The following is a 20675-nucleotide window of genomic DNA, read 5'->3' on the forward strand; positions in this document are numbered from 1 at the left end:
GTGGTCGTCAGGGGCGGTTGAAGACGTCGTGGGTGCCGATCCGGCGCCAGACGATGTGCGGGTCCCCGCCCTGGATGGGGAGGCCGTAGTGGAAGGTGGCCCGGCCGCCGGGGGCCCAGGTCAGCTCCCAGATGTCCGGGTGGCCCTGCATCTTCTTCACTCGCAGGCCGCGTCGGAAGCCCTGACCGGCCCGCAGGTCGGTGACGAACTGGGCGACGGCGACGAGGAATGCGGCCTTCTGTGCGGGAGTCAGGCCCTTCCAGTCACGGAGGAAGTGGGCCGGCGACTCATGCGTCGGCACGGCGCTTGATCTCCTCCAGGTCCAGGCCGCCCTCGTCAGCGAGGGACTGCAGGAAGGCGTCGCCGTCCTGGAAGACCTCGCCGCGGTCGCCCTCGGCGATCGCCTCGTCGACCTCCTGCTCCTTCTCCTGCCAGCCGGCGCCCCAGAACCACGCCTGGTCGTCGGGGATCACGGAGGCGGGGGTCAGTACGATGCGGCCGTCCTCGATGGCGACCACCAGTTGGTCGCCCTCCTGGAGGTCCAGTTGCTCCCTTATCTCCTGCGGGATGGTGACCACGCCCTTCTTCCGCACGGGCGTGGACACCAGGTGGGGACGACGGCGGCGCTTGAGGTCTGCCATGGGGAAAGTCTACCTGGCAGAAAGTCTGCCCAGTCGGTCCTGTTGCCGGGCCGCGTGGGCCTGGCGGGTGGCGTAGAGGGTGACGGCGGCGGCGAGGGTCATGGCGGTGAGGCCGACGGTGGCGGCGCCGGGCCAGCCGGTGGCGTGGTAGGCGTCGGCGCCCAGGGTGCCGCCGAGGCTGTTGCCGAGGTAGTAGGCGATCAGGTAGAGGGCGGAGGCCTGGGCGCGGCCCTCGGTGGCGGTGCGGCCGACCGCTGAGGAGGCGGTGGCGTGGCCGGCGAAGAATCCGGCAGTGATCAGGACCAGGCCGAGCAGGGCGCAGACCAGGGACTCGGTGAGGGAGAGCAGCAGTCCGGCGGCGGTCACGCCGATGGAGACGTAGAGCGCGCCGCGGCGGCCGAGTCGGCCGGCGAGGCGGCCGGCCGCGGCGGAGGTGCCGGTGCCGACCAGGTAGACGACGAAGATCGAGGCCGCGACGGACTCGGGCAGGTGGAACGGCGCCGAGATCAGCCGGTAGCCGACGGTGTTGTAGACCGCGCCGAACACGGCCATGAACAGCAGCCCGAGCGCGTACAGCCGCACCAGCAGCGGGTTGCGCAGGTGCCGGCCGACGGTGCGGGCGAGGGCGCGGGCATCCACGGGGGCCGGGGTGAAGTGCCGGGCGGCGGGGATCAGCAGCCGGAAGGCGAGTGCGGCGAGCAGGGCGAGGGCGGCGGAGGCGGCGAGGCCCCAGCGCCAGCCGAAGGCCGCGGCGGTCCAGCCGGAGAGCAGTCGGCCGCCCATGCCGCCGATGCTGTTGCCGGCCACGTACAGGCCCATCGCGGAGGCCAGGGCGCTGGGGTGGACCTCCTCGGCGAGGTAGGCCATGGCGGTGGCGGGCAGCCCGGCGAGCGCGGCGCCCTGGAGGACGCGCAGCACGACGAGGGTGGTGAGGTCGGGCGCGAACGGCAGGGCGAGGGCGAGGGTGGCGGCGGCGAGGGTGGAGGCCGTCATCACGGCGGTGCGGCCGTACCGGTCGGACAGGGCGCTGGCGGGGAGCAGGGCGAGCGCGAGTCCGAGGGTGGCGGCGGAGGCCGTCCAGCTGGCCTGGCCGGGGGTGAGGTCGAGGTCGGCCGAGAGGATCGGCAGCAGGCCCTGGGTGGAGTAGAGCAGGACGAAGGTCGCGACTCCGGCGGCGAACAGGGCGAGGTTGGCGCGGCGGAAGGCGCGCTGGCCGGGGCGGTGGCGGTCGTCGTGCGAGGCGGCGGGGGCGGGGGCATCCGGGGTGGTCACGGATGCCCTGGTATCGGCGGGCTGCATGTCGTCGACGGTAGGCGCGCTGCGGTTGATGCGTCCAATGCATGAACGGTGGATGATCGATGCGTTGTCGTATGAGTCGAGGTGGTGGCGGGATGGCCGGGGCGGATCGGGTGGACGTGACGGACGGCACGGAGCCGCGGTACCGGGTGGCGGAGTTGGGGCCGGACGAGCCGGCGGTGCTGCTGGCGCCCCGGCTGGCCCAGTTCGCGGCGGTGGCCCGGCTGGAGCACGTGACGCGGGCGGCCGCGCTGCTCGGGGTGCCGCAGCCGACGCTGTCGCGGGCGGTGGCCCGGCTGGAGGAGGAGCTGGGTGTGGACCTGCTGGCCCGTCAGGGCCGGACGGTCCGGCTGACCAGGGCCGGCCGGCTGCTGCTGGCCTCGGTGGAGCGGGCGCTGGCGGAGGTCGAGCGGGGGGCGGAGGCGGCCCGGGCGGAGGCCGATCCGGCGGCCGGGCGGGTGGCGTTCGGCTTTCTGCACACGATGGGGACGGACGCGGTGCCGGCGTTGCTGCGCGGGTTCCGGGCGGGGCATCCGCAGGTCCGGTTCCAGCTGGTGCAGGACTACGTCGGGGCGATGCTGGAGCGGTTGCGGGCGGGGGAGTTGGACCTCTGCCTGGTCGCGCCGCTGCCGGACGATCCGGCTTTCACGGCCCGCCCGCTGGACGAGCAGCGGCTGCACCTGGTCGTCCCGGCGGACCACCGGCTGGCGGGCCGGCGGCGGATCCGGCTGGCGGAGGTGGCCGAGGAGCCGTTCGTCGGGCTGGAGGAGGGGTACGGGCTGCGCGCGATCACGGACGGCTTCTGCGCGCAGGCCGGGTTCGTGCCGCGGCTGGCCTTCGAGGGGGAGGAGGCGGAGACGCTGCGCGGGCTGGTCGCGGCCGGGCTGGGGGTGGCGCTGCTGCCGCCGGCGCTGGTGCCGCGGCCGGGGGTGGTGGAGCTGGAGGTGACGGCGCCGCGTACCCGGCGGGCGATCGGACTGGCCTGGGCGGCGGGGCGGCCGCTGACCCCGCCGGTGGCGGCGTTCCGGGACTTCGTGCTGTCCCGGCGGGGCCGGTTGCTGCAGCACGACTGAGCCGCAACTGAGCCGTAACTGGGCCGAATGTGCCGGGGATGGCCCGGACGGTGGAATTCCCGGTGGACTTTCGCCGAACCGGCCGTGTTAACAGTGGTGGGTCTACGCGCGTAGGGGCTATATTTCCGCAATGGAGAAGCAGATCCCTGTCACCGCCGCGGGCGCCGGCCCGCGCATCCCCACCCCCGACCAGATCCGCCGCGCGCCGAAGGTGCTGCTGCACGACCACCTCGACGGCGGGCTGCGCCCGGAGACGGTCGTCGAGCTGGCCGCCGCGGTCGGCTACGAGGGCCTTCCGACCACCGACGCCAAGGAGCTCGGCGAGTGGTTCCGCGAGGCCGCCGACTCCGGCTCGCTGGTCCGCTACCTGGAGACCTTCGCGCACACCTGCGCCGTGATGCAGACCCGCGAGGCCCTGATCAAGGTCGCCGCCGACTGCGCCGAGGACCTGGCCGCCGACGGCGTCGTGTACGCCGAGGTCCGCTACGCCCCCGAGCAGCACCTGGAGGCCGGCCTGTCCCTGGACGAGGTCGTCCAGGCCGTGAACGAGGGCTTCCGCCTCGGCGAGGCCAACGCCCGCGCGGCCGGCCACCGGATCCGGGTCGGCACCCTGCTGACCGCGATGCGGCACGCCGCCCGCTCCACCGAGATCGCCGAACTGGCCAACCGCCACCGGGACCAGGGCGTCGTCGGCTTCGACATCGCCGGCGCCGAGGCGGGCCACCCGCCCACCCGCCACCAGGCCGCCTTCGACTACCTCAAGGGCGAGAACAACCACTTCACCATCCACGCGGGCGAGGCCTTCGGCCTGCCGTCGATCTGGGAGGCCCTGCAGTGCTGCGGCGCCGACCGGCTCGGCCACGGCGTGCGGATCGTCGACGACATCACGGTGGCCGAGGACGGCAGCGTCGAGCTCGGCCGGCTGGCCGCGTACGTGCGCGACAAGCGCATCCCGCTGGAGATGTGCCCGACCTCCAACCTCCAGACCGCGGCGGCCACTTCGTACGCCGAGCACCCGATCGGGCTGCTCAGCCGGCTGAAGTTCCGGGTCACCGTGAACACCGACAACCGGCTGATGAGCGGCACCAGCATGAGCCGCGAGTTCGGGCACCTGGTGGAGGCCTTCGGCTACACGCTGGGGGACATGGAGTGGTTCACGGTGAACGCGATGAAGTCCGCGTTCCTGCCGTTCGACGAGCGGCTGGCGATGATCAACGACGTGATCAAGCCGGGGTACGCCGAACTGAAGGCGGAGTGGCTGTTCAGCTCGGGCACCGGCGACAGCTGAGCGGCCCGGCCCGTTCGAATGGTCGGGTGAACGCCCACGTCCCGAAAGGGAGTTGGCGTTCATCCGACTACTCACTCGGGTGAGTGAACGCCCTTTGGTCCTCGCGTGGCCCACTCACTACGGTGTGCCCGTCCATGCTGACAGGCCGTGGCGGCGGTAGCCCGTCCGCCCCGTCCCGATGTCGGCCACCGACGACGACCCAAGGGACGAACCATGAAGCAGGCTCTCAAGGCCGCCGGCACCGCGGCGCTCGGCATCGCCATCGCGGCGGTGGGCGCCGGTACCGCCGCCGCCGCCCCCGCGCCCGGCGGCCTCGGGCTGCCCACCGGCGCGGTCACGAACCCCGCGGTGACCGGCGCGGTCACCGACACCGCCGCCAAGCTGCCCGGCGGCGACAAGGTCACCGGCACGCTCGGCACCCTCACCCCGGCCGCCGGCCAGGCGGCGCCCGCCCCGGCCGCCGAGGCCGGTGCCGCCACGCGTGGCGCCATCCCGACCATCCCCGGCATCGACAAGACCCCCATCGGCGGGCTGACCCACACCCTGCCGCTGCCGGGCCTGGCCGGCTGACCTGGCCGTCGGCACGACGACGGGCCGTCCGCCCCGGTGATCCCGGGAGCGGGCGGCCCGCCGTCGTACCGGCCCCGGCGCGACGGCGCCGGGCGTACGGTTCCCGGGCTTACGGCTCCTGGGGGAGCAGCACCCAGAGGGCCAGGTAGACCAGGCACTGGAGCCCGGGCAGGATGATCGAGATCAGGAAGATCAGTCGCACGGTCCACGGCGTCACGCCGTAGCGCTCGGCGAGCCCGGCGCAGACGCCGGCGATGACGCGGTTGTGACGGGGACGGGCGAGACGGGCGCTCATGGGTCAACTCCGTGTCGTGGCACCCGATCCGGCCGATCCGGCGGGCTTAATTTCCACTCTCCGCCACCGCGCTCCCGGAAACGTCCACCTGGCAGTCGATTCGCCACCCCGCCGACTCGCCGGTGAGGCGTAGCCGGGTGTCGGGGTCCGTCTCAGGGTCGCCCGGAGGCGGACGCCCCAGGTGGCGCCCGCGCGGCGGCGGGAAAGCCCGTTGCGGTCCGGCGACGGTCCGGTCTAGCCTCTCCGGCAACACGTCGAGGGAGACGAGTACCTCCGGGCCCCGCGGGCCGAGAGAGCCGCCGGCAGCTGTGAAGGCGGCCCTGCGTCCCGGAGCGAAGACACTCCCGAGTGCGGGGAGGAAATGCCCCGCCGGCCAGCCCCCGTCAACGGGCCGCAATGAGGCCGCCGCCCGTGCGGGCGGCGGCGAAAGTGCGGTGGCACCGCGAGTTGCCCTTCTCGCCCGCACTCCGAAGGGATCACCACGACGCCCCTGGAGGGCCGCGATGATCCACCCGACGACCCGTGTCCTGGCCGCCGAACTACCCGGCCACGTCGGCGAATCCGTAGAGATCAGTGGCTGGCTGCACCGCCGCCGCGCACTCAAGTCCGTCACCTTCCTGGTGATCCGGGACCGCTCCGGACTGGCCCAGGTGGTCGCCACCGGCGCGGGCCCCGACCTGCCGGAGGAGACCGTCCTGCGGATCCGCGGCACCGTCACCGCCAACCCGCAGGCGCCGGCCGGCGTCGAGCTGACCTCGCCCACCGTCGAGGTCCTGTCCAGCCTCGCCGAGGCGCCCCCGGTCAGCCTGTTCCGGCCGACCGTCGAGGCCGCCCTCCCGGTGATCCTCGACGGTGCCCCCGTCACCCTCCGCCACCCGCGCCTGTCCGCCCTGCACCGGATCACCGCGGCCTCGGTGGGCGGGTTCCGGGCCACCCTCGACGGCCTGGGCTTCACCGAGATCCAGACCCCGAAGGTGGTCTCCTCGGCCACCGAGTCCGGGGCGAACGTCTTCGCGCTGGACTGGTTCGGCCGCCCCGCCTACCTCGCGCAGTCGCCGCAGTTCTTCAAGCAGGCGATGGTCGGGGTGTTCGAACGGGTCTACGAGACCGGGCCGGTGTTCCGGGCCGAACCGCACGACACCGCGCGGCACTTGGCGCAGTACACCAGCCTCGACGCGGAACTCGGCTTCATCACCGACCACCGCGAGGTGATGGCTGTGCTGCGCGAGGTGGTCGCCGGGATGGTCGCCTCGGTGGCCGAGCGGGCCGGCGCCGCTGTCGACCTGTTGGAGGTGAAGCCGCCCGAGGTCCCGGCGGAGATCCCGCAGCTCCACTTCGCCGAGGCGATGCGGCTGTTGGGCGTCGACGAGCCGGACCTCGCCCCGGCGCACGAGCGGTGGCTCAGCGAGTGGGCGCTGCGCGAGCACGGCAGCGAGTTCCTGTTCGTGGTCGGCTACCCGATGCGCAAGCGGCCCTTCTACACCCACCCGGAACCGGGCCGCCCGGAGTACTCCAACAGCTTCGACCTGCTGTTCCGCGGGCTCGAACTGGTCACCGGAGGCCAGCGGCTGCACCGGCACGAGGACTACCTGGCCGCGCTGGCGGCCCGGGGCGAGCCGGTCCAGCCGTACGAGGGCTACTTGCGCTCCTTCGCGCACGGGATGCCGCCGCACGGCGGGTTCGCGCTCGGGCTGGAGCGCTGGACGGCGCGGCTCACCGGCACCGACAACATCCGCCGGACCACGCTCTTCCCGCGCGACCTGCACCGCCTGACGCCCTGACATCTGACCCCGGCGGGCGGGGGGCACCGGACGGACCGGAGCCCCCCGCCCGCCGGCGGCGAATCAGCAGGCGGCTACTGCGCCTGCCCGGACTGCCCGGCCGGCGGCACCGGCTGCGCGTACGGGTTGTCCGGCACGGGCTGCGCCGGCGGAGCGTACGGCGCACCCTGCGGCGCGGCGCCCTGCGGCGGGACGGGCTGGCCGTACGGCGCCGCCTGCGGGGCGTTGGGGTCGTACGGCGCCGGCTGCGGGGCCGGCTGCTGGTTCTTGGCGTTGCCGCGCTCGACGATCGCCTTCACGGAGCTGGCGATCAGCGCGATCGGGAGGATGAACGCCTTGAGGAAGATTTCGTACCGGCCGCCTTCGAAGACGAACGCGAGGTAGTAGGCGTACCCCAGGAATCCGAGGCCGGCGAGGACGTTGAGGATTCGCCAGCCGACCTTCAGGCCGCTACCGGGATTGACCGCTCCGAGGACCAGCATGGCGGCACCGCTGATCGCGAGCGCGACGACGTACCAGGAGAAAAGCGGCTCGGCGCTGAAATTGAGATTGTTCAAGGGGGGATTCCTGTGGGACGGGGGATAAGACGGTGAAGCCTTTGGGGCGACAGCGCAGGTTACCGGAGGCGGCCGACATTCGGCGTCGCCTTTTCATCACGGAGTCGTCGCACCCCGACGGAACGGCAATTGACGGGGTGGGAAATGACTGACTATGAGGTGCTGCGGGTCTTTTGCGGCCCCGGCGGCGAGTGCGGGAACGCACTCGCCGTGGTGCGGGAGGGCGGGCTTCAGCGGGTGGGGGGCGTGGGCTCGGCGTAGGCGCGGGCGCGCGCGACCGGCGGGCCGACCAGGGTGGTCACCTTCGGCGCGGGCGCGGCCCCGGACGCGGGCACCGGCATCCGGACCCGCGGCCGCCGGTCGCGCAGCAGCCGCCGCAGGCCGGGGACGAGGGCCAGGTGGGTGATGGCCACCCCGATCACGGCGAGCAGTATGTGGTCGACGTTGAGGACGTGCCCGGGCGTCCAGGAGGAGAGGAACTCCAGGCCGGTCGCCAGCAGGGCGGAGGCGCCGGTGGTGCGCAGGAAGGACGGCAGCCAGGGGGCCCGCAGTCGGCCGCCGGCCAGCGGGAGCAGCACGCCGAGCGGGGCCAGCAGGAGGAATTCGCCGACCACCTGCCAGCCGGTGGAGGAGCGGAGGGAGGCCAGTGGCGTCAGGTTGGTGTCGTACACCCAGGGAACCGGCAGCGGCCTCAGCACCACCAGCCAGAGGACGAGGGCCAGGTGACAGGTCAGGCCCGCCAGTCCGGCTGTTCGAAGGGGACGGTGGACGGCCGCCGCCGGCCGGTTCCTGGTCCGTGCGCCGGAACGCTCGTCGCGTGTCCTGGTGCCATCTCGCTGCACGGGGGGAAGGACGTGGACCGGTGGCGCGGTGGTTCCCCCCGGGCGTGAACATTCCGGGGCGCGCCCCCGTTCGCCCGCCGCCCCGGGGCCGAACGGCGGGGCGACAGGCAGACAGGCAGACGGGCAGACGGACGACGGGCAGGCGGGGCTACCGGCAGGGTGCCGCGGTCGGCACCGCGCCGAACACGTTGTCGGCCGGCGGGGTGGCGGGCACCACCGTGGGCGACGGGCTCGGGCTCACACCGGCCTTGGCGGCGCCGCGGGCCGGCGGGGTCGGCGTGGGCGCCGACGGCGTGGCCAGGGCGGTCGGTATGTGCGGGGCGGTCGGGCAGGCCGTCCGGCTGGCCGGGGCGCCCGCGTCCACCGGGACGGCGGTCGGCCGGATGCCGCAGCCGGAGGCGAGCGCGAGCAGCAGCAGGGCGCCGGCGGCGCGGCGCAGGGCGGTGCGGGTGGGGGCGGTCACGTGGCGTCCTTGTCCTGGGCGGAGTCGCCGACAAGGCCGTCACCGGTCTCGCCCTCGTTCGGCGGAGGCGGCGGGGCCAGCGGCAGCGTCAGCGTGAACACCGCCCCGACCTCCCCGTTCGCCGCCGTGATCGTGCCCCCGTGGATCTGTGCGTTGGCCATCGCGATCGACAGCCCCAGGCCGCTGCCCTCCGAGCGGGCCCGTCCCCGGTCCGCCTTGTAGAACCGGTCGAAGACGTGCGGCAGCACGTCCTCGGGGATGCCCGGGCCGCTGTCGGAGACCTCGATGACGACCGAGCCCGCGGTCTGCCGGACCTTGACCCGCACCGGGGAGCCGCCGTGCTTGAGCGCGTTGCCGATCAGGTTGGCGAAGACCACGTCGAGCCGGCGCGGGTCGACCACGGCCAGGATGCCGCGCGGGGCGTCCAGTTCGACGGCGTCGTACCAGGCCCGGCCGTCGATGCAGGACATGATCAGGTCGGCCATGTCCACTTCGTCGGCGACGAGCTTGGCGGTGCCGGCGTCGAAGCGGGTCACCTCCATCAGGTTCTCCACCAGGTCGGACAGCCGCCGCGTCTCGCTGACCACGAGCCGTACGGCCGGCGCGATCATCGGGTCCAGCGACTCGGCCTCGTCCTCCAGGATGTCGGTGACGGCGGTCATCGCGGTCAGCGGCGTGCGCAGCTCGTGCGACATGTCGGCGACGAACCGCCGGCTCTGCGCCTCGCGCGCGCTCAACTCCTCGACCTGCTCGTGCAGCGATTCCGCGGCCCGGTTGAACGTCCTCGCCAGGTCCGCGAGTTCGTCCCCGCCCTCGACCTCCAGCCGGGTGTCCAGGTGTCCCTGGCCGAGCCGTCGGGCGGCGTCGCCGAGTCGCTTGACCGGCCGCAGCACGGTCGACGAGGCGGCCTGGGCGAGCAGCGCCGAGCCGATCAGCGCGAGCAGCGTGGCGATGGCCAGCGACCAGCCCAGCGTGTTGAGGTCCTTGCGTTCGTTCTCCAGCGACTTGAACATGTACGCCGTCGGGCCGGTCGGCACCACCTTGGTGCCGCCGATCAGGAACGGCTGGCCCGCCAGGTTCTGCCGCTGCCAGTACAGGTGGTACGGGTACGGGTTGTTCTCGGTGACCTCGCGCTGCCGGGCGACGGTGGACTGCAGCGCCGCCGGGACGTCGGCCAGCGTGAACTGCCCCGGGTCGGAGGAGGCCGTGCACTCCGGGTGCGCCGGGTCGGCCACGACCACGTCGTAACTCAGCCCGGAGCTGGCGACGGTGGACGCGAGCGCGGTCAGGTCCGGGCAGCTCGCGTTCAACGGCAGCTCGGAGACGTTGCGGCTGAGCGAGACCCGGAAGTCGTTGAGCGCGGTGTCCTGGGCGCGCTTGAGCACCGCGTCGCGGTTGAGCCAGTAGGCGATGCCGGAGGCCGAGACGGCGGCGAGCAGCGCGACCGCCGCGAACACCGCGATCAGCCGTACCCGCAGGGAGCGCAGCCTGCGCCACGGGCCCGCGGCGAAGCGGCGGGCCGTCGTCTGATGATCAGTCACAAGAGCCTGTCGTCGTACGGAAGTTCAGGGAGTTCAGGAATTTCGGGCGGCCCAGGCGGATCGGGCGGGCGGCAAACAGGAGGACGGGAAGCAGGAGGACGGCAGGCAGGAGGACGGGAGCGGAACTCAGGCCGGCGGGTCCAGCCGGTAGCCCACCCCGCGGACGGTGCGGATCAGGGTCGGCGCGGACGGCACGTCCTCGACCTTCGCCCGCAGCCGCTGCACGCAGGCGTCCACCAGACGGGAGTCACCCAGGTAGTCGTGCTCCCAGACCAGCCGCAGCAGCTGCTGGCGGGAGAGCGCCTGGCCGGGGCGGCGGCTGAGCTCCAGGAGCAGCCGCAGCTCGGTCGGGGTGAGCTGGAGGTCCTGCCCGTCCTTGGTGACGGTCATCGCCGCCCGGTCGATCACCACGGTGCCGTACGCGGAGGAGTCGGAGCTCTCCCGCTCGCCGCGCCGCAGCACGGCCCGGATCCTGGCGTCCAGGACCCGCGGCTGCACCGGCTTGACCACATAGTCGTCGGCGCCGGACTCCAGGCCGACCACCACGTCGATGTCGTCCGAACGGGCGGTCAGCAGGATGATCGGCAGCTGGTCGGTGCGGCGGATGCGGCGGCAGACTTCGAAGCCGTCGATTCCGGGCAGCATGACGTCCAGCACGATCAGGTCGGGCCGCTGCTCCTTGAAGAGCCTCAGACCGTCCTCGCCGGAGGCGGCGGTGGCCACGCGGTGGCCCTGGCGGGTGAGGGCGAGTTCGAGGCCGGTCCGGATGGCGTCGTCGTCCTCGATCAGAAGGAGGAAAGGCACGGCCCCATTTTGGCCCACTCGAAGCGTCGAATCACCCCCAGGACCGGTCACCGACCGTATGGGAACCGGAAGGAGCACTACCGGCGTCCGGTACGGAGGGAGGCGGACCGGGACGAAAGGCCCGCCCCTGTGACACCCCTGTGACAGTCGGCGGACAGCGTCATCACAACCGGCGGGCAAGATTTTCCATGTCGCCGCAGGACAGCGGGCCAACCCGGCCGGCTGGAAGGCGGCAACAGGAACCGCTCGTACCGACCCAGGGGGCGCACGATGAACGCCATGCTTCAGACCCGGACCAACCCGGCTGTCCGCACCGCGCGTTCGTCAGCCACCGCCCCGCGGACCCGGTACGAGGTCAGGACCGACGAGAACTCCGGTGCCGTGACCGTACGGGGGTGCGCGCACAGCACCGGTGGAAACCCTGTCGCCCGCCGGGTGAGCGGCGGCGCCAGGACGGGGGAGCTGTTCGGGATCGGCCGGGTGGGGAACGCGGCCGACTCCGGCAACACCCTCACGCTGCGGGGGATCCTCCCCGTCCGCGTCGAGGGCAAGGACGCTCCGGCGGGGAACCGGGGCGTCGGCGGGAACGGTCTGCGGACGGTCGGCTCGGGGGAGTCGGCCGGCCGCGAGGCCGCCGGTGCGACGCTGCTGCAGCTGAACCCGGCGGCGGCCCGCACCACCGAGGCGGGACGGGCGGACGCGCAGGGGGAGCACCCGGCCGTCGCGGAGGACCACATCACGGAGTTCACCGCGTACGTGCGTGAGCGCCGCGCCTCCCTGTACGCCACGGCGTACCACCTCACCGGTGACCGCTACGAGGCCGAGGACCTGCTGCAGAGCGCGCTCTTCAGCACCTACCGGGCCTGGGGCCGGATCACCGACAAGGCCGCGGTCGGCGGGTACCTCCGCCGCACCATGACCAACCTGCACATCTCCGCCTGGCGGCGCCGCAAGGTCAACGAGTACCCGACCGAGGAGCTGCCGGAGACGGCCGGCGACACCGACGCGATGGGCGGCACCGAGCTGCGCACCGTGCTCTGGCAGGCGCTGGCGAAGCTTCCGGAGAACCAGCGCACCATGCTGGTGCTGCGGTACTACGAGGGCAAGACCGACCCGGAGATCGCCGACGTGCTGGGGATCAGCGTCGGCACGGTCAAGAGCAGCATCTGGCGGGCGCTGCGCCGGCTGCGCGAGGACGAGCACCTGAACAAGTCGGGCGACACCGTCCGGGCGTTCGGCGAGCTGGTCGCCTGACGCGGACGCGGGTGACGCGAAGGAGTGGAACTCCCGTCGGGGGACGGGTAGCGGACGGTCGCGGTGCGTGGACGCCGGCTCGGGGGAGCGGTGAACACGGGGAGCCCGACGGCCGTTCGGGGAAGGCGACGGGCCCGGTGCGGGGGAGACGCACCGGGCCCGTCGTTCTTCGTGTCTTCGTTCCGCGTCGAGCCCCCGCCCGGAGCCGGCCCACCCGAACGGAGGACGGCCCCAACGGAGGACGGCCCCAACGGAGGGCGGCTCAAACGGAGCACGGCCCCAACGGAGGGCGGCTCAGACGGAGGACAGCTCCCGCCGCCCGGCCGCGGCACGGATCCGGCGCTCGGCCTCGGCCCCGGCGCACGGGTGGGAGCCCAGGGTGACCTGCCGCCCGACGATGGAGCGCTCGGCGCGCATCAGCCGCCAGCCGCGCCGCAGCAGCACCGGCAGCGACTTGCGGCCCTCCCGGACGTCCCGGCGCAGCCGGCGCCAGGCCGTGGTGAGCGCGCCGTTGCGCAGGCACAGGGCATCGCCGAGCAGGCCCTCGGCGGCGCACTCGGCGGTGATCTCGGCGGCGAAGATGCCCTCGGCGATGAACGCGGGGGCGCCGTCCAGGTCCAGGGCGCGGGTGGCGATCCGGCCGTTGTCCGGGATCGAGTACACCGGGACGTCGGCGCGGCCGGTCTCGTAGAGGCTGCGGATCGCGGCGACCGCCTGGTCGCGGTGCCAGGCGAGCGGGGAGTCCCAGTCGACCGCGCCGTCGGGCAGCAGCGGCAGGGTGGGGTCGTCCCCGTCCTTGTAGAAGTCGTCCAGTTGCAGGACCGGCAGCCCGCTGCGCTCGGCGAGCGAGGACTTCCCGGAGCCGGAGGGGCCGGACAGCAGGACGACCCGGGCGTGGGTCGTCGGCACAGGATTCAGCGGGTCGTCACTCACGGGACACCAGTCTGACGCATCCGGGCCCGATGCCGAAACCCGTCGGATCACACCTTCTGCGGGCCCGCGGATCGGCGAGCCGGAGGACGGCGGCGAAACGGCGTCGAAACGGCACGGAAAGGCGACGGACCCGCGCCAGGGGGGGAGAGGCGCGGGTCCGTCCAATGACCGTCCGGGCCCTGGGGGGGAGAGGGCACTGGGGACGGCCAGTCTGTGGAGTTGTTACTCGGTGTCGACGGGGCGGTCAGATCCCCATCGGGTGCCAGACCGTCTTCGTCTCCAGGAACGAGAGTAGCCGGTCGGTACCGGGCGCATTGGTCCAGTCCTGGGCGAACGGGTCCAGCTCCGGACGGACCACCCTCTTCAGGGTATCCGCGGCGGCCGCTTCCAGCGCCTGCGGCGCGCCGGGGCCGTCGGCGGCGATCGCGCCGGTGAGGTCCACCGCGTTGACGTCCTGGTGCGAGGCCAGGGTGGGTGCGATGTCGGCGGTCCTGCCCGAGATGATGTTGACCACGCCGCCGGGGACGTCCGAGGTGGCGAGCACCTCGCCCAGCGACAGGGCCGGCAGCGGGGCGTCCGCGGCGGCCGCGACCACGACCGTGTTGCCGGTGGCGATCGCCGGGGCGATCACCGAGACCAGGCCGAGCAGCGAGTGCCCGTACCCGGCCTGCGGGGCGACGATCCCGACCACGCCGGTCGGCTCCGGGGTGGAGAGGTTGAAGAAGGGTCCGGCGACCGGGTTGGCGCCGCCCGTGATCTGGGCGACCTTGTCCGTCCAGCCCGCGTACCAGATCCAGCGGTCGATCGCGGCGTCCACCAGCGCGGCGGCCTTCTTCGGGCCGATGCCCTCGGCGGCCGAGACCTCGGCGGCGAACTGCTCGCGGCGGCCCTGCAGCATCTCGGCCACCCGGTACAGCACCTGGCCGCGGTTGTACGCGGTGGTGCCGGCCCAGCCCTTGACCGCCGCGCGGGCGGCCAGGACGGCGTCGCGGGCGTCCTTGCGGGTGCCCAGCGGAGCGTTGGCGAGCCACTGGCCCTTGGCGTCCGTCACCTCGTACACCCGCCCGCTCTCGGAGCGCGGGAACTTCCCGCCGACGTACAGCTTGTAGGTCTTGAGGACGTCAAGACGCGTCGCGACATCAGACATCGAGGTAGGCCTCCAGACCGTGGCGGCCACCCTCGCGGCCGTAACCCGACTCCTTGTAGCCGCCGAACGGCGAGGTCGGGTCGAACTTGTTGAAGGTGTTGGCCCAGACCACGCCGGCCTTGAGCCGGCTCGCCGTCCACAGGATGCGCGAGCCCTTCTCCGTCCAGATGCCGGCGGAGAGGCCGTACGGGGTGTTGTTGGCCTTCGCGACCGCCTCGTCGGGGGTGCGGAAGGTCAGCACCGACAGGACCGGGCCGAAGATCTCCTCCTGGGCGATCCGGTGGGCCTGGCTGACGCCGGTGAACAGGGTCGGCTTGAACCAGAAGCCGGTGCCCGGGAGTTCGCACTCGGGCGACCAGCGGTCCGCGCCCTCGGCCTCGCCGGCGTCGGTCAGCTCGGTGATCCGGGCCAGCTGGGCGGCGGAGTTGATGGCGCCGATGTCGGTGTTCTTGTCCAGCGGGTCGCCGACCCGCAGGGTGGACATCCGGCGCTTCAGGGCGTCCAGCAGCTCGTCCTGGATCGACTCCTGGACCAGCAGGCGCGAGCCCGCGCAGCAGACGTGGCCCTGGTTGAAGAAGATGCCGTTGACGATGCCCTCGACCGCCTGGTCGATCGGCGCGTCGTCGAAGACGATGTTCGCGGCCTTGCCGCCCAGCTCCAGCGACAGCTTCTTGCGGCTGCCGGCCAGCTGCCTGGCGATCGCCTTGCCGACCGGGGTGGAGCCGGTGAAGGCGACCTTGTTGACGTCCGGGTGCGCGGTGAGCGCGGCGCCGGTGCGGCCGTCGCCGGTGACGATGTTGACGACGCCCTTCGGCAGACCGGCTTGGCGGCAGATCTCGGCGAAGCGCAGGGCCGTCAGCGGGGTGGTCTCGGCCGGCTTGAGGACGACGGTGTTGCCGGTCGCCAGGGCGGGCGCGATCTTCCACGCCAGCATCATCAGCGGGAAGTTCCACGGGATGACCTGGCCGGCCACGCCCAGCGGGCGCGGGTTCGGGCCGAAGCCCGCGTAGTCCAGCTTGTCCGCCCAGCCGGCGTAGTAGAAGAACCACGCGGCGACGGTCGGGATGTCGAAGTCGCGGGTCTCGCGGATCGGCTTGCCGTTGTCGATCGACTCCAGGACGGCCAGCTCGCGGCTGCGCTCCTGGATGATCCGGGCGATCCGGAACAGGTACTTGCCGCGCTCGCTGCCCGGCAGCGCCGACCAGTCGGCGAAGGCCTTGCGGGCGGCGGCGACCGCGCGGTCCACGTCCTCGTCGGTGCCCTGGGCGAACTCGGCGAGCACCTGCTCGGTGGCCGGGTTGACCGTCTTCAGGGCCTCGCTGCCGGAGGAGTCGACGAACTCGCCGCCGATGAAGTGGCCGTAGGAGGTGGCGATGTCGCCCGCGGCGGCGGGGGACTCGGGGGCCGGGGCGTAGGCGAAGAGGCCGGAGGCCTTCACGGGCTCCTCGATGTTCTTCTTCTTGGCCATGGTGATCAGTCCACCGTCACGTAGTCGGGGCCGGAGTAGCGTCCGGTGGTGAGCTTCTGGCGCTGCATCAGCAGGTCGTTGAGCAGGCTGGAGGCGCCGAAGCGGAACCAGTGCGGGCTCAGCCAGTCGTCGCCGAGGGTCTCGTTGACCATCACCAGGTACTTCATGGCGTCCTTGGTGGTCTTGATCCCACCGGCGGGCTTCACGCCGACCTGGACGCCGGTCTGCGCCTTGAAGTCGCGGACCGCCTCCAGCATCAGCAGGGTGACCGGCGGGGTCGCGTTGACGGCGACCTTGCCGGTGGAGGTCTTGATGAAGTCGGCGCCGGCCAGCATCGCCAGCCAGGAGACGCGGCGCACGTTGTCGTACGTCTGCAGCTCGCCGGTCTCGAAGATCACCTTGAGGTGGGCGCTGGTGCCGTCCGGGCGCTTGCACGCCTCCTTGACGGCGACGATCTCGTTGAAGACGTCGTAGTAGCGGCCGGAGAGGAAGGCTCCCCGGTCGATCACCATGTCGATCTCGTCGGCGCCCGCGGCGACCGCGTCGGCGGTGTCGGCGAGCTTCACCGGGAGGGCGGCGCGGCCGGCCGGGAAGGCGGTGGCCACCGAGGCGACCTGGATGTCGGTGCCCCGCAGGGCGTCCTTCGCGGTGGCGACCATGTCCGGGTAGACGCAGATGGCGGCGACGCGGGGGGTGGTCGGGTCGGTCGGGTCGGGGGTCCTGCCCTTGGCGCACAGGGCGCGCACCTTGCCGACCGTGTCCGCGCCTTCCAGCGTGGTCAGGTCGATCATCGAGATCGACAGGTCGATGGCGTACGCCTTCGCCGTGGTCTTGATCGAGCGGGTACCGAGGGTGGCGGCACGCGCCTCAAGGCCGACCTGGTCGACGCCGGGCAGGCCGTGCAGGAAGCGGCGGAGCGAGGCCTCGGACGCCGCAACGTCCTGAAGGCCGCTGCCCGCAACGCCGAGGGCATTGGCTGCAACAGTGGACATAGTCACCAGAGCAGCATATCTACGCGCGTAGTCGACCGCTAGGGGGCCTGCCTTTCGTGGCCGGACCGAGACCTCGGGGGAGGCGGAGGGGCGGCAGGGGGCCCGGCAAGATCGACCGGACAGGACCTAGGGGCGGGAGGCGCGGCGACCGGCGACCGGGTGGTCCGGGGGCGGCATTCGATGCCGGACCGAGACCTCTCCGTGGGGGGCATGGGGCAGAATCGACGGCATGACCGATTCCCACGGCAAGCCCCGCAAGGGTTCCGCCGCCCCCGACGGGGATCCCGCGTACGCGGACCGCGTGTACCGCTCTGTCCCCGGTGTGATCTCCGGAGTGCTGCTGCTGGCCGTCGCCGCCTGGCTGATCGGCGACGCGGTGCTGAACGGGACGGGGAAGACGCCGTACGTCTCGCTCGCGGCGGTACCGCTGTTCGCCTTCCCGGTGATCGCCTACACGCTGCGCCCGGCGGTGCTGGCGGACAGCAGCCGGCTGCTGGTGCGCAACCCGTGGCGGACCATCACCGCGCCGTGGGCCTCGGTGGACGCGCTGCGCGCGGGGTACTCGGTCGAGCTGCTGGCCGGGGGCAAGAAGTACCAGGTGTGGGCGGTGCCGGTGTCGCTGCGGCAGCGCAAGCGGGCGACCCGGGCCCAGCAGCGCGGCGGCGCCGAGCACGCCTCCCGGATGGGGATGGTGTTCGGCCGCCAGACCAACCCGGTGGTGCAGGGCTCGCCCGACCCGACCCGCGCCTGGTCCGACCAGGTGACCAACGTGCTCCAGGAGATGGCCGAGCGCAACGCCCGCCGCCCCGACGCGGCCGGCCCGGTCGAGGTGGCGTGGTGCTGGTGGGTGATCGCGCCGACGCTGGCCGGCCTGGCCGCGCTGATCACGGTGATCGCGGTCTGAGCCGAAGCACGCGAGGGGCCCGCCGGTACGCGACCGGCGGGCCCCTTGTCGTACGGGCGGGCGTCAGACGGCGATGCCCGCGGCCTCGGCCAGGTCGCGCTTGACCGCTTCGAGCAGCTCGGCGGCCCGCTCGCGGGTGGCGGTGAGGTCGGCGGCGGTGGCGACCGGGAGGACGACCTCCAGGTAGCACTTGAGCTTGGGCTCGGTGCCGGACGGGCGGACCACGATGCGGGCCGAGCGGACGGCCTCGCCGGCCAGGTAGTAGCGCAGGCCGTCGGTGGGCGGCAGCTCGGCGGAGCCCGCCGACAGGTCGTCCGCACGGGTGACCCGGAGGCCGGCCAGGACGGTCGGCGGCTGCTCGCGCAGCCGGCGCATGGCGTCGGCGATCAGCGAGAGGTCCTGCACGCGGACGGACAGCTGGTCGGTGGCGTGCAGGCCGTGCTCCAGCGCCAGGTCGTCCAGCAGGTCGGTCAGGGTGCGGCCGGACGTCTTGAGGGTGGCGGCCAGTTCGGCGACCAGCAGGGCGGCCGTGATGCCGTCCTTGTCCCGGACGCCCTGCGGGTCGACGCAGTAGCCGAGCGCCTCCTCGTAGCCGTAGCGCAGGCCCTCGGCGCGGGAGAGCCACTTGAAGCCGGTCAGCGTCTCGGCGTAGCCCAGGCCGGCGGCCTCGGCGATCCGGCCCAGCAGGGTGGCGGAGACGATGGTGGTGGCGAAGACGCCCTCGACCTTCTTGGCGACCAGGGCCGCGCCGAGCAGCGCGCCGACCTCGTCGCCGCGCAGCATCCGCCAGCCGGAGGTGCCGTTGCCGCTGCCGGCCGCGTTGGCGAGGACCGGGACGGCCACCGCGCAGCGGTCGGCGTCCGGGTCGTTGGCGATCACGATGTCGGGGCCGACCGAGGCGGCGGTGCGGAAGGCGAGGTCCATCGCCCCAGGCTCCTCCGGGTTGGGGAAGGCCACGGTCGGGAAGTCCGGGTCGGGCTCGGCCTGCTCGGCGACGACGGTGGGCGCCGGGAAGCCGGCCCGGCGGAAGGCGGCGACCAGGGTGTCGCGGCCGACGCCGTGCATCGGGGTGTAGACGACGTCGAGGTTGCGCGGGCTGTGCTCGTCGACGATCGAGACGGCCCGGGCCAGGTAGGCCTCGATGACGTCCTCGCCGAGCACCTCCCAGCCGTCCTCGGCGCGCGGGACGTCGTGGAGCGAGCTGATCGCGTCGATCTCGGCGGCGATCCCGGCGTCGGCCGGCGGGACGATCTGCGAGCCGTCGCCCAGGTAGACCTTGTAGCCGTTGTCCTGCGGCGGGTTGTGGCTGGCGGTCACGGTGACGCCGGCGGCCGCGCCCAGGTGGCGGACGGCGAAGGCGAGCACCGGGGTCGGCAGCGGGCGCGGCAGCAGCGCGGCGCGCAGGCCGGCGCCGACCACCACGGCGGCGGTGTCCCGGGCGAAGTCGTAGGACTTGTGGCGGGCGTCGTAGCCGATCACGACCAGGTCGCCCAGGTTCTGCTGCTTGACGTAGGCGACCAGGCCGGCGGCGGCCCGGATCACCACGGCGCGGTTCATCCGCATCGGGCCCGCGCCCAGTTCGCCGCGCAGGCCGGCGGTGCCGAACTGGAGCCGGTCGGCGAAGCGCTCGGCGAGGTCCGACCAGGCGAGCTTGCCGTCCGTCTCGGCCGCCGGGTCCTCGGCCCGGGCGAGCAGGGCGGTCAGCTCCTCGCGGGTCTGCGGGTCGGGGTCCTCGGCCAGCCAGGTTCGGGCCCGGGCGAGGAGGTCGGTGGTGGTTGCCTGCGTCATGGCTGCCTGCTCCATCGGGAAGTGCGTCGGTTGGTCGGCCGGAGGGTTCCGCAAAGAAGGGGTGGGCACATGCGGACGGGGCCCGCGGGGCGTGATCAGGGGATCACGGCCGCCGAGGGCCCCGTCGCTCATGATTGTGCGCCTAGGCCCTGTCCGCCCGCCAAGACCGGCCGGACAGAGCCTGGCCGGGCGTCAGATCCGCTCAAGGACCTTCGCGAGCAGCTCGCCCATGCGCTCGGCGGAGGCCTTGCCGGCCTCCAGCACCTCGGCGTGGTTGAGCGGCTCGCCGGTGATGCCGGCGGCCAGGTTGGTGACCAGCGAGATGCCGAGCACCTCGGAGCCGGCCTCGCGGGCGGCGATGGCCTCCAGGGTGGTGGACATGCCGACCAGCTCGCCGCCGATCACCCGGGCCATGTTGACCTCGGCCGGGGTCTCGTAGTGCGGGCCGCGGAACTGGACGTAGACGGCCTCGTCCAGGCTCGGGTCCACCTCGTGGCAGAGCGCGCGCAGGCGCTTGGAGTACAGGTCGGTGAGGTCGACGAAGTTGGCGCCGACGATCGGGGAGTCCGCGGTCAGGTTGATGTGGTCGCTGATCAGGACCGGCTGGCCGGGGACCCAGCCCTCGCGCAGACCGCCGCAGCCGTTGGTCAGCACGATGATGCCGCAGCCGGCCGCGGCGGCGGTGCGCACGCCGTGGACGACGGTGGCCACGCCGTGGCCCTCGTAGTAGTGGTTGCGGCCGAGGAAGATCAGGGCGCGCTTGTCGCCGATCTTCACCGAGCGGATCGTGCCGGCGTGGCCGGCGACGGCGGGGGCGGGGAAGCCCGGGAGCTCGGTGACCGGGAACTCGGCCACGGTCTCGCCCAGGGCGTCGGCGGCCGGCACCCAGCCGGAGCCCATCACCAGGGCGACGTCGTGCCGCTCGGCACCGGTCAGCTCGCGCAGGCGCTCGGCGGCGGCCTGGGCGGCGGCGTAGGGGTCGGCGGAGACGACCGACTGAGGAGATGCGTTCACGGCTCCGAGGATAGACGGGATTCG

The 20675-nt window shown here is 73.1% G+C and carries 21 protein-coding genes and 1 pseudogene; 7 read left to right on the forward strand and 15 right to left on the reverse strand.

The window, feature by feature from the left end:
• Positions 1-7: 7 nt before the first annotated feature.
• The 3 genes from A6F73_RS19980 to A6F73_RS19990 are packed head-to-tail and all read right to left on the reverse strand — an operon-like array spanning position 8 to position 1940.
• Positions 8-301: a hypothetical protein gene (locus tag A6F73_RS19980; RefSeq protein ID WP_063349056.1), complete on the reverse strand. Its 294-nt coding sequence runs from the start codon at positions 299-301 to the stop codon at positions 8-10.
• Positions 288-641, reverse strand: coding sequence for an AbrB/MazE/SpoVT family DNA-binding domain-containing protein (locus A6F73_RS19985; RefSeq protein WP_079135829.1), 354 nt, complete (start codon positions 639-641; stop codon positions 288-290). The genes A6F73_RS19980 and A6F73_RS19985 overlap by 14 nt, the downstream gene beginning before the upstream one ends.
• Before the next feature lie 9 nt (positions 642-650).
• Complete coding sequence (locus A6F73_RS19990) at positions 651-1940, reverse strand: MFS transporter (protein ID WP_063349057.1); 1290 nt, start codon at positions 1938-1940, stop codon at positions 651-653.
• A 92-nt stretch (positions 1941-2032) separates the two neighbouring features.
• Here A6F73_RS19990 and A6F73_RS19995 point away from each other — a divergent pair, with 92 nt between their 5' ends.
• The 3 genes from A6F73_RS19995 to A6F73_RS20005 all read left to right on the forward strand — a co-directional run bounded on the left by A6F73_RS19995 (position 2033) and on the right by A6F73_RS20005 (position 4868).
• Complete coding sequence (locus A6F73_RS19995) at positions 2033-3010, forward strand: LysR family transcriptional regulator (RefSeq protein WP_079135830.1); 978 nt, start codon at positions 2033-2035, stop codon at positions 3008-3010.
• A 130-nt stretch (positions 3011-3140) separates the two neighbouring features.
• On the forward strand, positions 3141-4298 hold the full coding sequence (locus tag A6F73_RS20000) for an adenosine deaminase (protein ID WP_063349058.1): 1158 nt from the start codon (positions 3141-3143) through the stop codon (positions 4296-4298).
• Between the two features lie 213 nt (positions 4299-4511).
• The gene (locus A6F73_RS20005; RefSeq protein WP_063349059.1) at positions 4512-4868 is read left to right on the forward strand and encodes a hypothetical protein; all 357 of its coding nucleotides are present in this window, start codon (positions 4512-4514) and stop codon (positions 4866-4868) included.
• Between the two features lie 109 nt (positions 4869-4977).
• Here A6F73_RS20005 and A6F73_RS20010 read toward each other — a convergent pair whose 3' ends face one another.
• Positions 4978-5163: a PspC domain-containing protein gene (locus tag A6F73_RS20010; RefSeq protein ID WP_063349060.1), complete on the reverse strand. Its 186-nt coding sequence runs from the start codon at positions 5161-5163 to the stop codon at positions 4978-4980.
• A gap of 503 nt (positions 5164-5666) precedes the next feature.
• On the opposite strand from A6F73_RS20010, the gene aspS reads away from it, so the two are divergent.
• Entirely contained in the window at positions 5667-6944 is a 1278-nt protein-coding gene (gene aspS / locus A6F73_RS20015; protein ID WP_063349061.1) for an aspartate--tRNA(Asn) ligase, read from the forward strand.
• A gap of 74 nt (positions 6945-7018) precedes the next feature.
• On the opposite strand, the gene A6F73_RS20020 is transcribed toward aspS, so the two are convergent.
• Entirely contained in the window at positions 7019-7501 is a 483-nt protein-coding gene (locus tag A6F73_RS20020) for a hypothetical protein (protein WP_063349062.1), read from the reverse strand.
• A gap of 144 nt (positions 7502-7645) precedes the next feature.
• Between A6F73_RS20020 and A6F73_RS44395 the strand changes: the two are divergent.
• Positions 7646-7732: pseudogene (locus A6F73_RS44395) on the forward strand (PhzF family phenazine biosynthesis protein); the annotation flags it as partial.
• Here A6F73_RS44395 and A6F73_RS20025 read toward each other — a convergent pair.
• The 4 genes from A6F73_RS20025 to A6F73_RS20040 form a co-directional block, all read right to left on the reverse strand.
• The gene (locus tag A6F73_RS20025) at positions 7732-8343 is read right to left on the reverse strand and encodes a VanZ family protein (RefSeq protein ID WP_079135831.1); all 612 of its coding nucleotides are present in this window, start codon (positions 8341-8343) and stop codon (positions 7732-7734) included. The pseudogene A6F73_RS44395 and the gene A6F73_RS20025 sit on opposite strands and share 1 nt — an antisense overlap.
• Before the next feature lie 148 nt (positions 8344-8491).
• On the reverse strand, positions 8492-8806 hold the full coding sequence (locus A6F73_RS20030; protein WP_063349063.1) for a hypothetical protein: 315 nt from the start codon (positions 8804-8806) through the stop codon (positions 8492-8494).
• Complete coding sequence (locus tag A6F73_RS20035; protein WP_063349064.1) at positions 8803-10347, reverse strand: HAMP domain-containing sensor histidine kinase; 1545 nt, start codon at positions 10345-10347, stop codon at positions 8803-8805. Before A6F73_RS20035 ends, A6F73_RS20030 begins: the two co-directional genes overlap by 4 nt.
• Positions 10348-10473: 126 nt before the next feature.
• A complete protein-coding gene (locus tag A6F73_RS20040; RefSeq protein ID WP_063349065.1) occupies positions 10474-11151 on the reverse strand; it encodes a response regulator transcription factor in 678 nt (225 codons plus the stop codon).
• 591 nt (positions 11152-11742) lie between these two features.
• Between A6F73_RS20040 and A6F73_RS20045 the strand changes: the two genes are divergently transcribed.
• The gene (locus tag A6F73_RS20045; protein WP_107453068.1) at positions 11743-12405 is read left to right on the forward strand and encodes a SigE family RNA polymerase sigma factor; all 663 of its coding nucleotides are present in this window, start codon (positions 11743-11745) and stop codon (positions 12403-12405) included.
• Between the two features lie 294 nt (positions 12406-12699).
• Here A6F73_RS20045 and A6F73_RS20050 read toward each other — a convergent pair whose 3' ends face one another.
• From A6F73_RS20050 to deoC, 4 genes are all read right to left on the reverse strand, one after another.
• Positions 12700-13338 carry a hypothetical protein gene (locus tag A6F73_RS20050; RefSeq protein ID WP_063349066.1) on the reverse strand — a complete coding sequence of 213 codons (639 nt, stop codon included), beginning with the start codon at positions 13336-13338 and terminating at the stop codon, positions 12700-12702.
• Positions 13339-13582: 244 nt separating this feature from the next.
• Positions 13583-14485: an aldehyde dehydrogenase family protein gene (locus A6F73_RS20055; RefSeq protein WP_063349067.1), complete on the reverse strand. Its 903-nt coding sequence runs from the start codon at positions 14483-14485 to the stop codon at positions 13583-13585.
• Positions 14478-15953, reverse strand: a complete 1476-nt coding sequence (locus tag A6F73_RS20060; protein WP_063349068.1) for an aldehyde dehydrogenase family protein — start codon at positions 15951-15953, stop codon at positions 14478-14480. Before A6F73_RS20060 ends, A6F73_RS20055 begins: the two co-directional genes overlap by 8 nt.
• 5 nt (positions 15954-15958) lie before the next feature.
• Positions 15959-16945, reverse strand: a complete 987-nt coding sequence (gene deoC, locus A6F73_RS20065) for a deoxyribose-phosphate aldolase (RefSeq protein WP_079135833.1) — start codon at positions 16943-16945, stop codon at positions 15959-15961.
• Positions 16946-17174: 229 nt separating this feature from the next.
• On the opposite strand from deoC, the gene A6F73_RS20070 reads away from it, so the two are divergent.
• Positions 17175-17849, forward strand: a complete 675-nt coding sequence (locus tag A6F73_RS20070; protein ID WP_063349070.1) for a PH domain-containing protein — start codon at positions 17175-17177, stop codon at positions 17847-17849.
• A 63-nt stretch (positions 17850-17912) separates the two neighbouring features.
• On the opposite strand, the gene A6F73_RS20075 is transcribed toward A6F73_RS20070, so the two are convergent.
• Both A6F73_RS20075 and A6F73_RS20080 read right to left on the reverse strand, forming a co-directional pair.
• Positions 17913-19637 carry a phospho-sugar mutase gene (locus tag A6F73_RS20075; RefSeq protein ID WP_063349071.1) on the reverse strand — a complete coding sequence of 575 codons (1725 nt, stop codon included), beginning with the start codon at positions 19635-19637 and terminating at the stop codon, positions 17913-17915.
• Positions 19638-19829: 192 nt separating this feature from the next.
• Positions 19830-20651: a purine-nucleoside phosphorylase gene (locus A6F73_RS20080; protein ID WP_063349072.1), complete on the reverse strand. Its 822-nt coding sequence runs from the start codon at positions 20649-20651 to the stop codon at positions 19830-19832.
• Between the last annotated feature and the right edge of the window lie 24 nt (positions 20652-20675).

Origin of the sequence: Streptomyces sp. MJM8645, assembly GCF_001625365.1 — a bacterium.
Classification (GTDB): domain Bacteria; phylum Actinomycetota; class Actinomycetes; order Streptomycetales; family Streptomycetaceae; genus Kitasatospora.

What these genes read in the sequence shown, in the direction of transcription:
- A6F73_RS20000 (WP_063349058.1), top strand. Translation starts at nt 3,141, where the DNA reads ATGGAGAAGCAGATCCCTGTCACCGCCGCGGGCGCCGGCCCGCGCATC.
- A6F73_RS20070 (WP_063349070.1), top strand. Translation starts at nt 17,175, where the DNA reads ATGACCGATTCCCACGGCAAGCCCCGCAAGGGTTCCGCCGCCCCCGAC.
- A6F73_RS20075 (WP_063349071.1), bottom strand. Translation starts at nt 19,637, where the DNA reads ATGACGCAGGCAACCACCACCGACCTCCTCGCCCGGGCCCGAACCTGG.
- A6F73_RS20010 (WP_063349060.1), bottom strand. Translation starts at nt 5,163, where the DNA reads ATGAGCGCCCGTCTCGCCCGTCCCCGTCACAACCGCGTCATCGCCGGC.
- A6F73_RS20055 (WP_063349067.1), bottom strand. Translation starts at nt 14,485, where the DNA reads ATGTCTGATGTCGCGACGCGTCTTGACGTCCTCAAGACCTACAAGCTG.
- deoC (WP_079135833.1), bottom strand. Translation starts at nt 16,945, where the DNA reads ATGTCCACTGTTGCAGCCAATGCCCTCGGCGTTGCGGGCAGCGGCCTT.
- A6F73_RS20060 (WP_063349068.1), bottom strand. Translation starts at nt 15,953, where the DNA reads ATGGCCAAGAAGAAGAACATCGAGGAGCCCGTGAAGGCCTCCGGCCTC.
- A6F73_RS19995 (WP_079135830.1), top strand. Translation starts at nt 2,033, where the DNA reads ATGGCCGGGGCGGATCGGGTGGACGTGACGGACGGCACGGAGCCGCGG.
- aspS (WP_063349061.1), top strand. Translation starts at nt 5,667, where the DNA reads ATGATCCACCCGACGACCCGTGTCCTGGCCGCCGAACTACCCGGCCAC.
- A6F73_RS19990 (WP_063349057.1), bottom strand. Translation starts at nt 1,940, where the DNA reads ATGCAGCCCGCCGATACCAGGGCATCCGTGACCACCCCGGATGCCCCC.
- A6F73_RS20005 (WP_063349059.1), top strand. Translation starts at nt 4,512, where the DNA reads ATGAAGCAGGCTCTCAAGGCCGCCGGCACCGCGGCGCTCGGCATCGCC.
- A6F73_RS19985 (WP_079135829.1), bottom strand. Translation starts at nt 641, where the DNA reads ATGGCAGACCTCAAGCGCCGCCGTCGTCCCCACCTGGTGTCCACGCCC.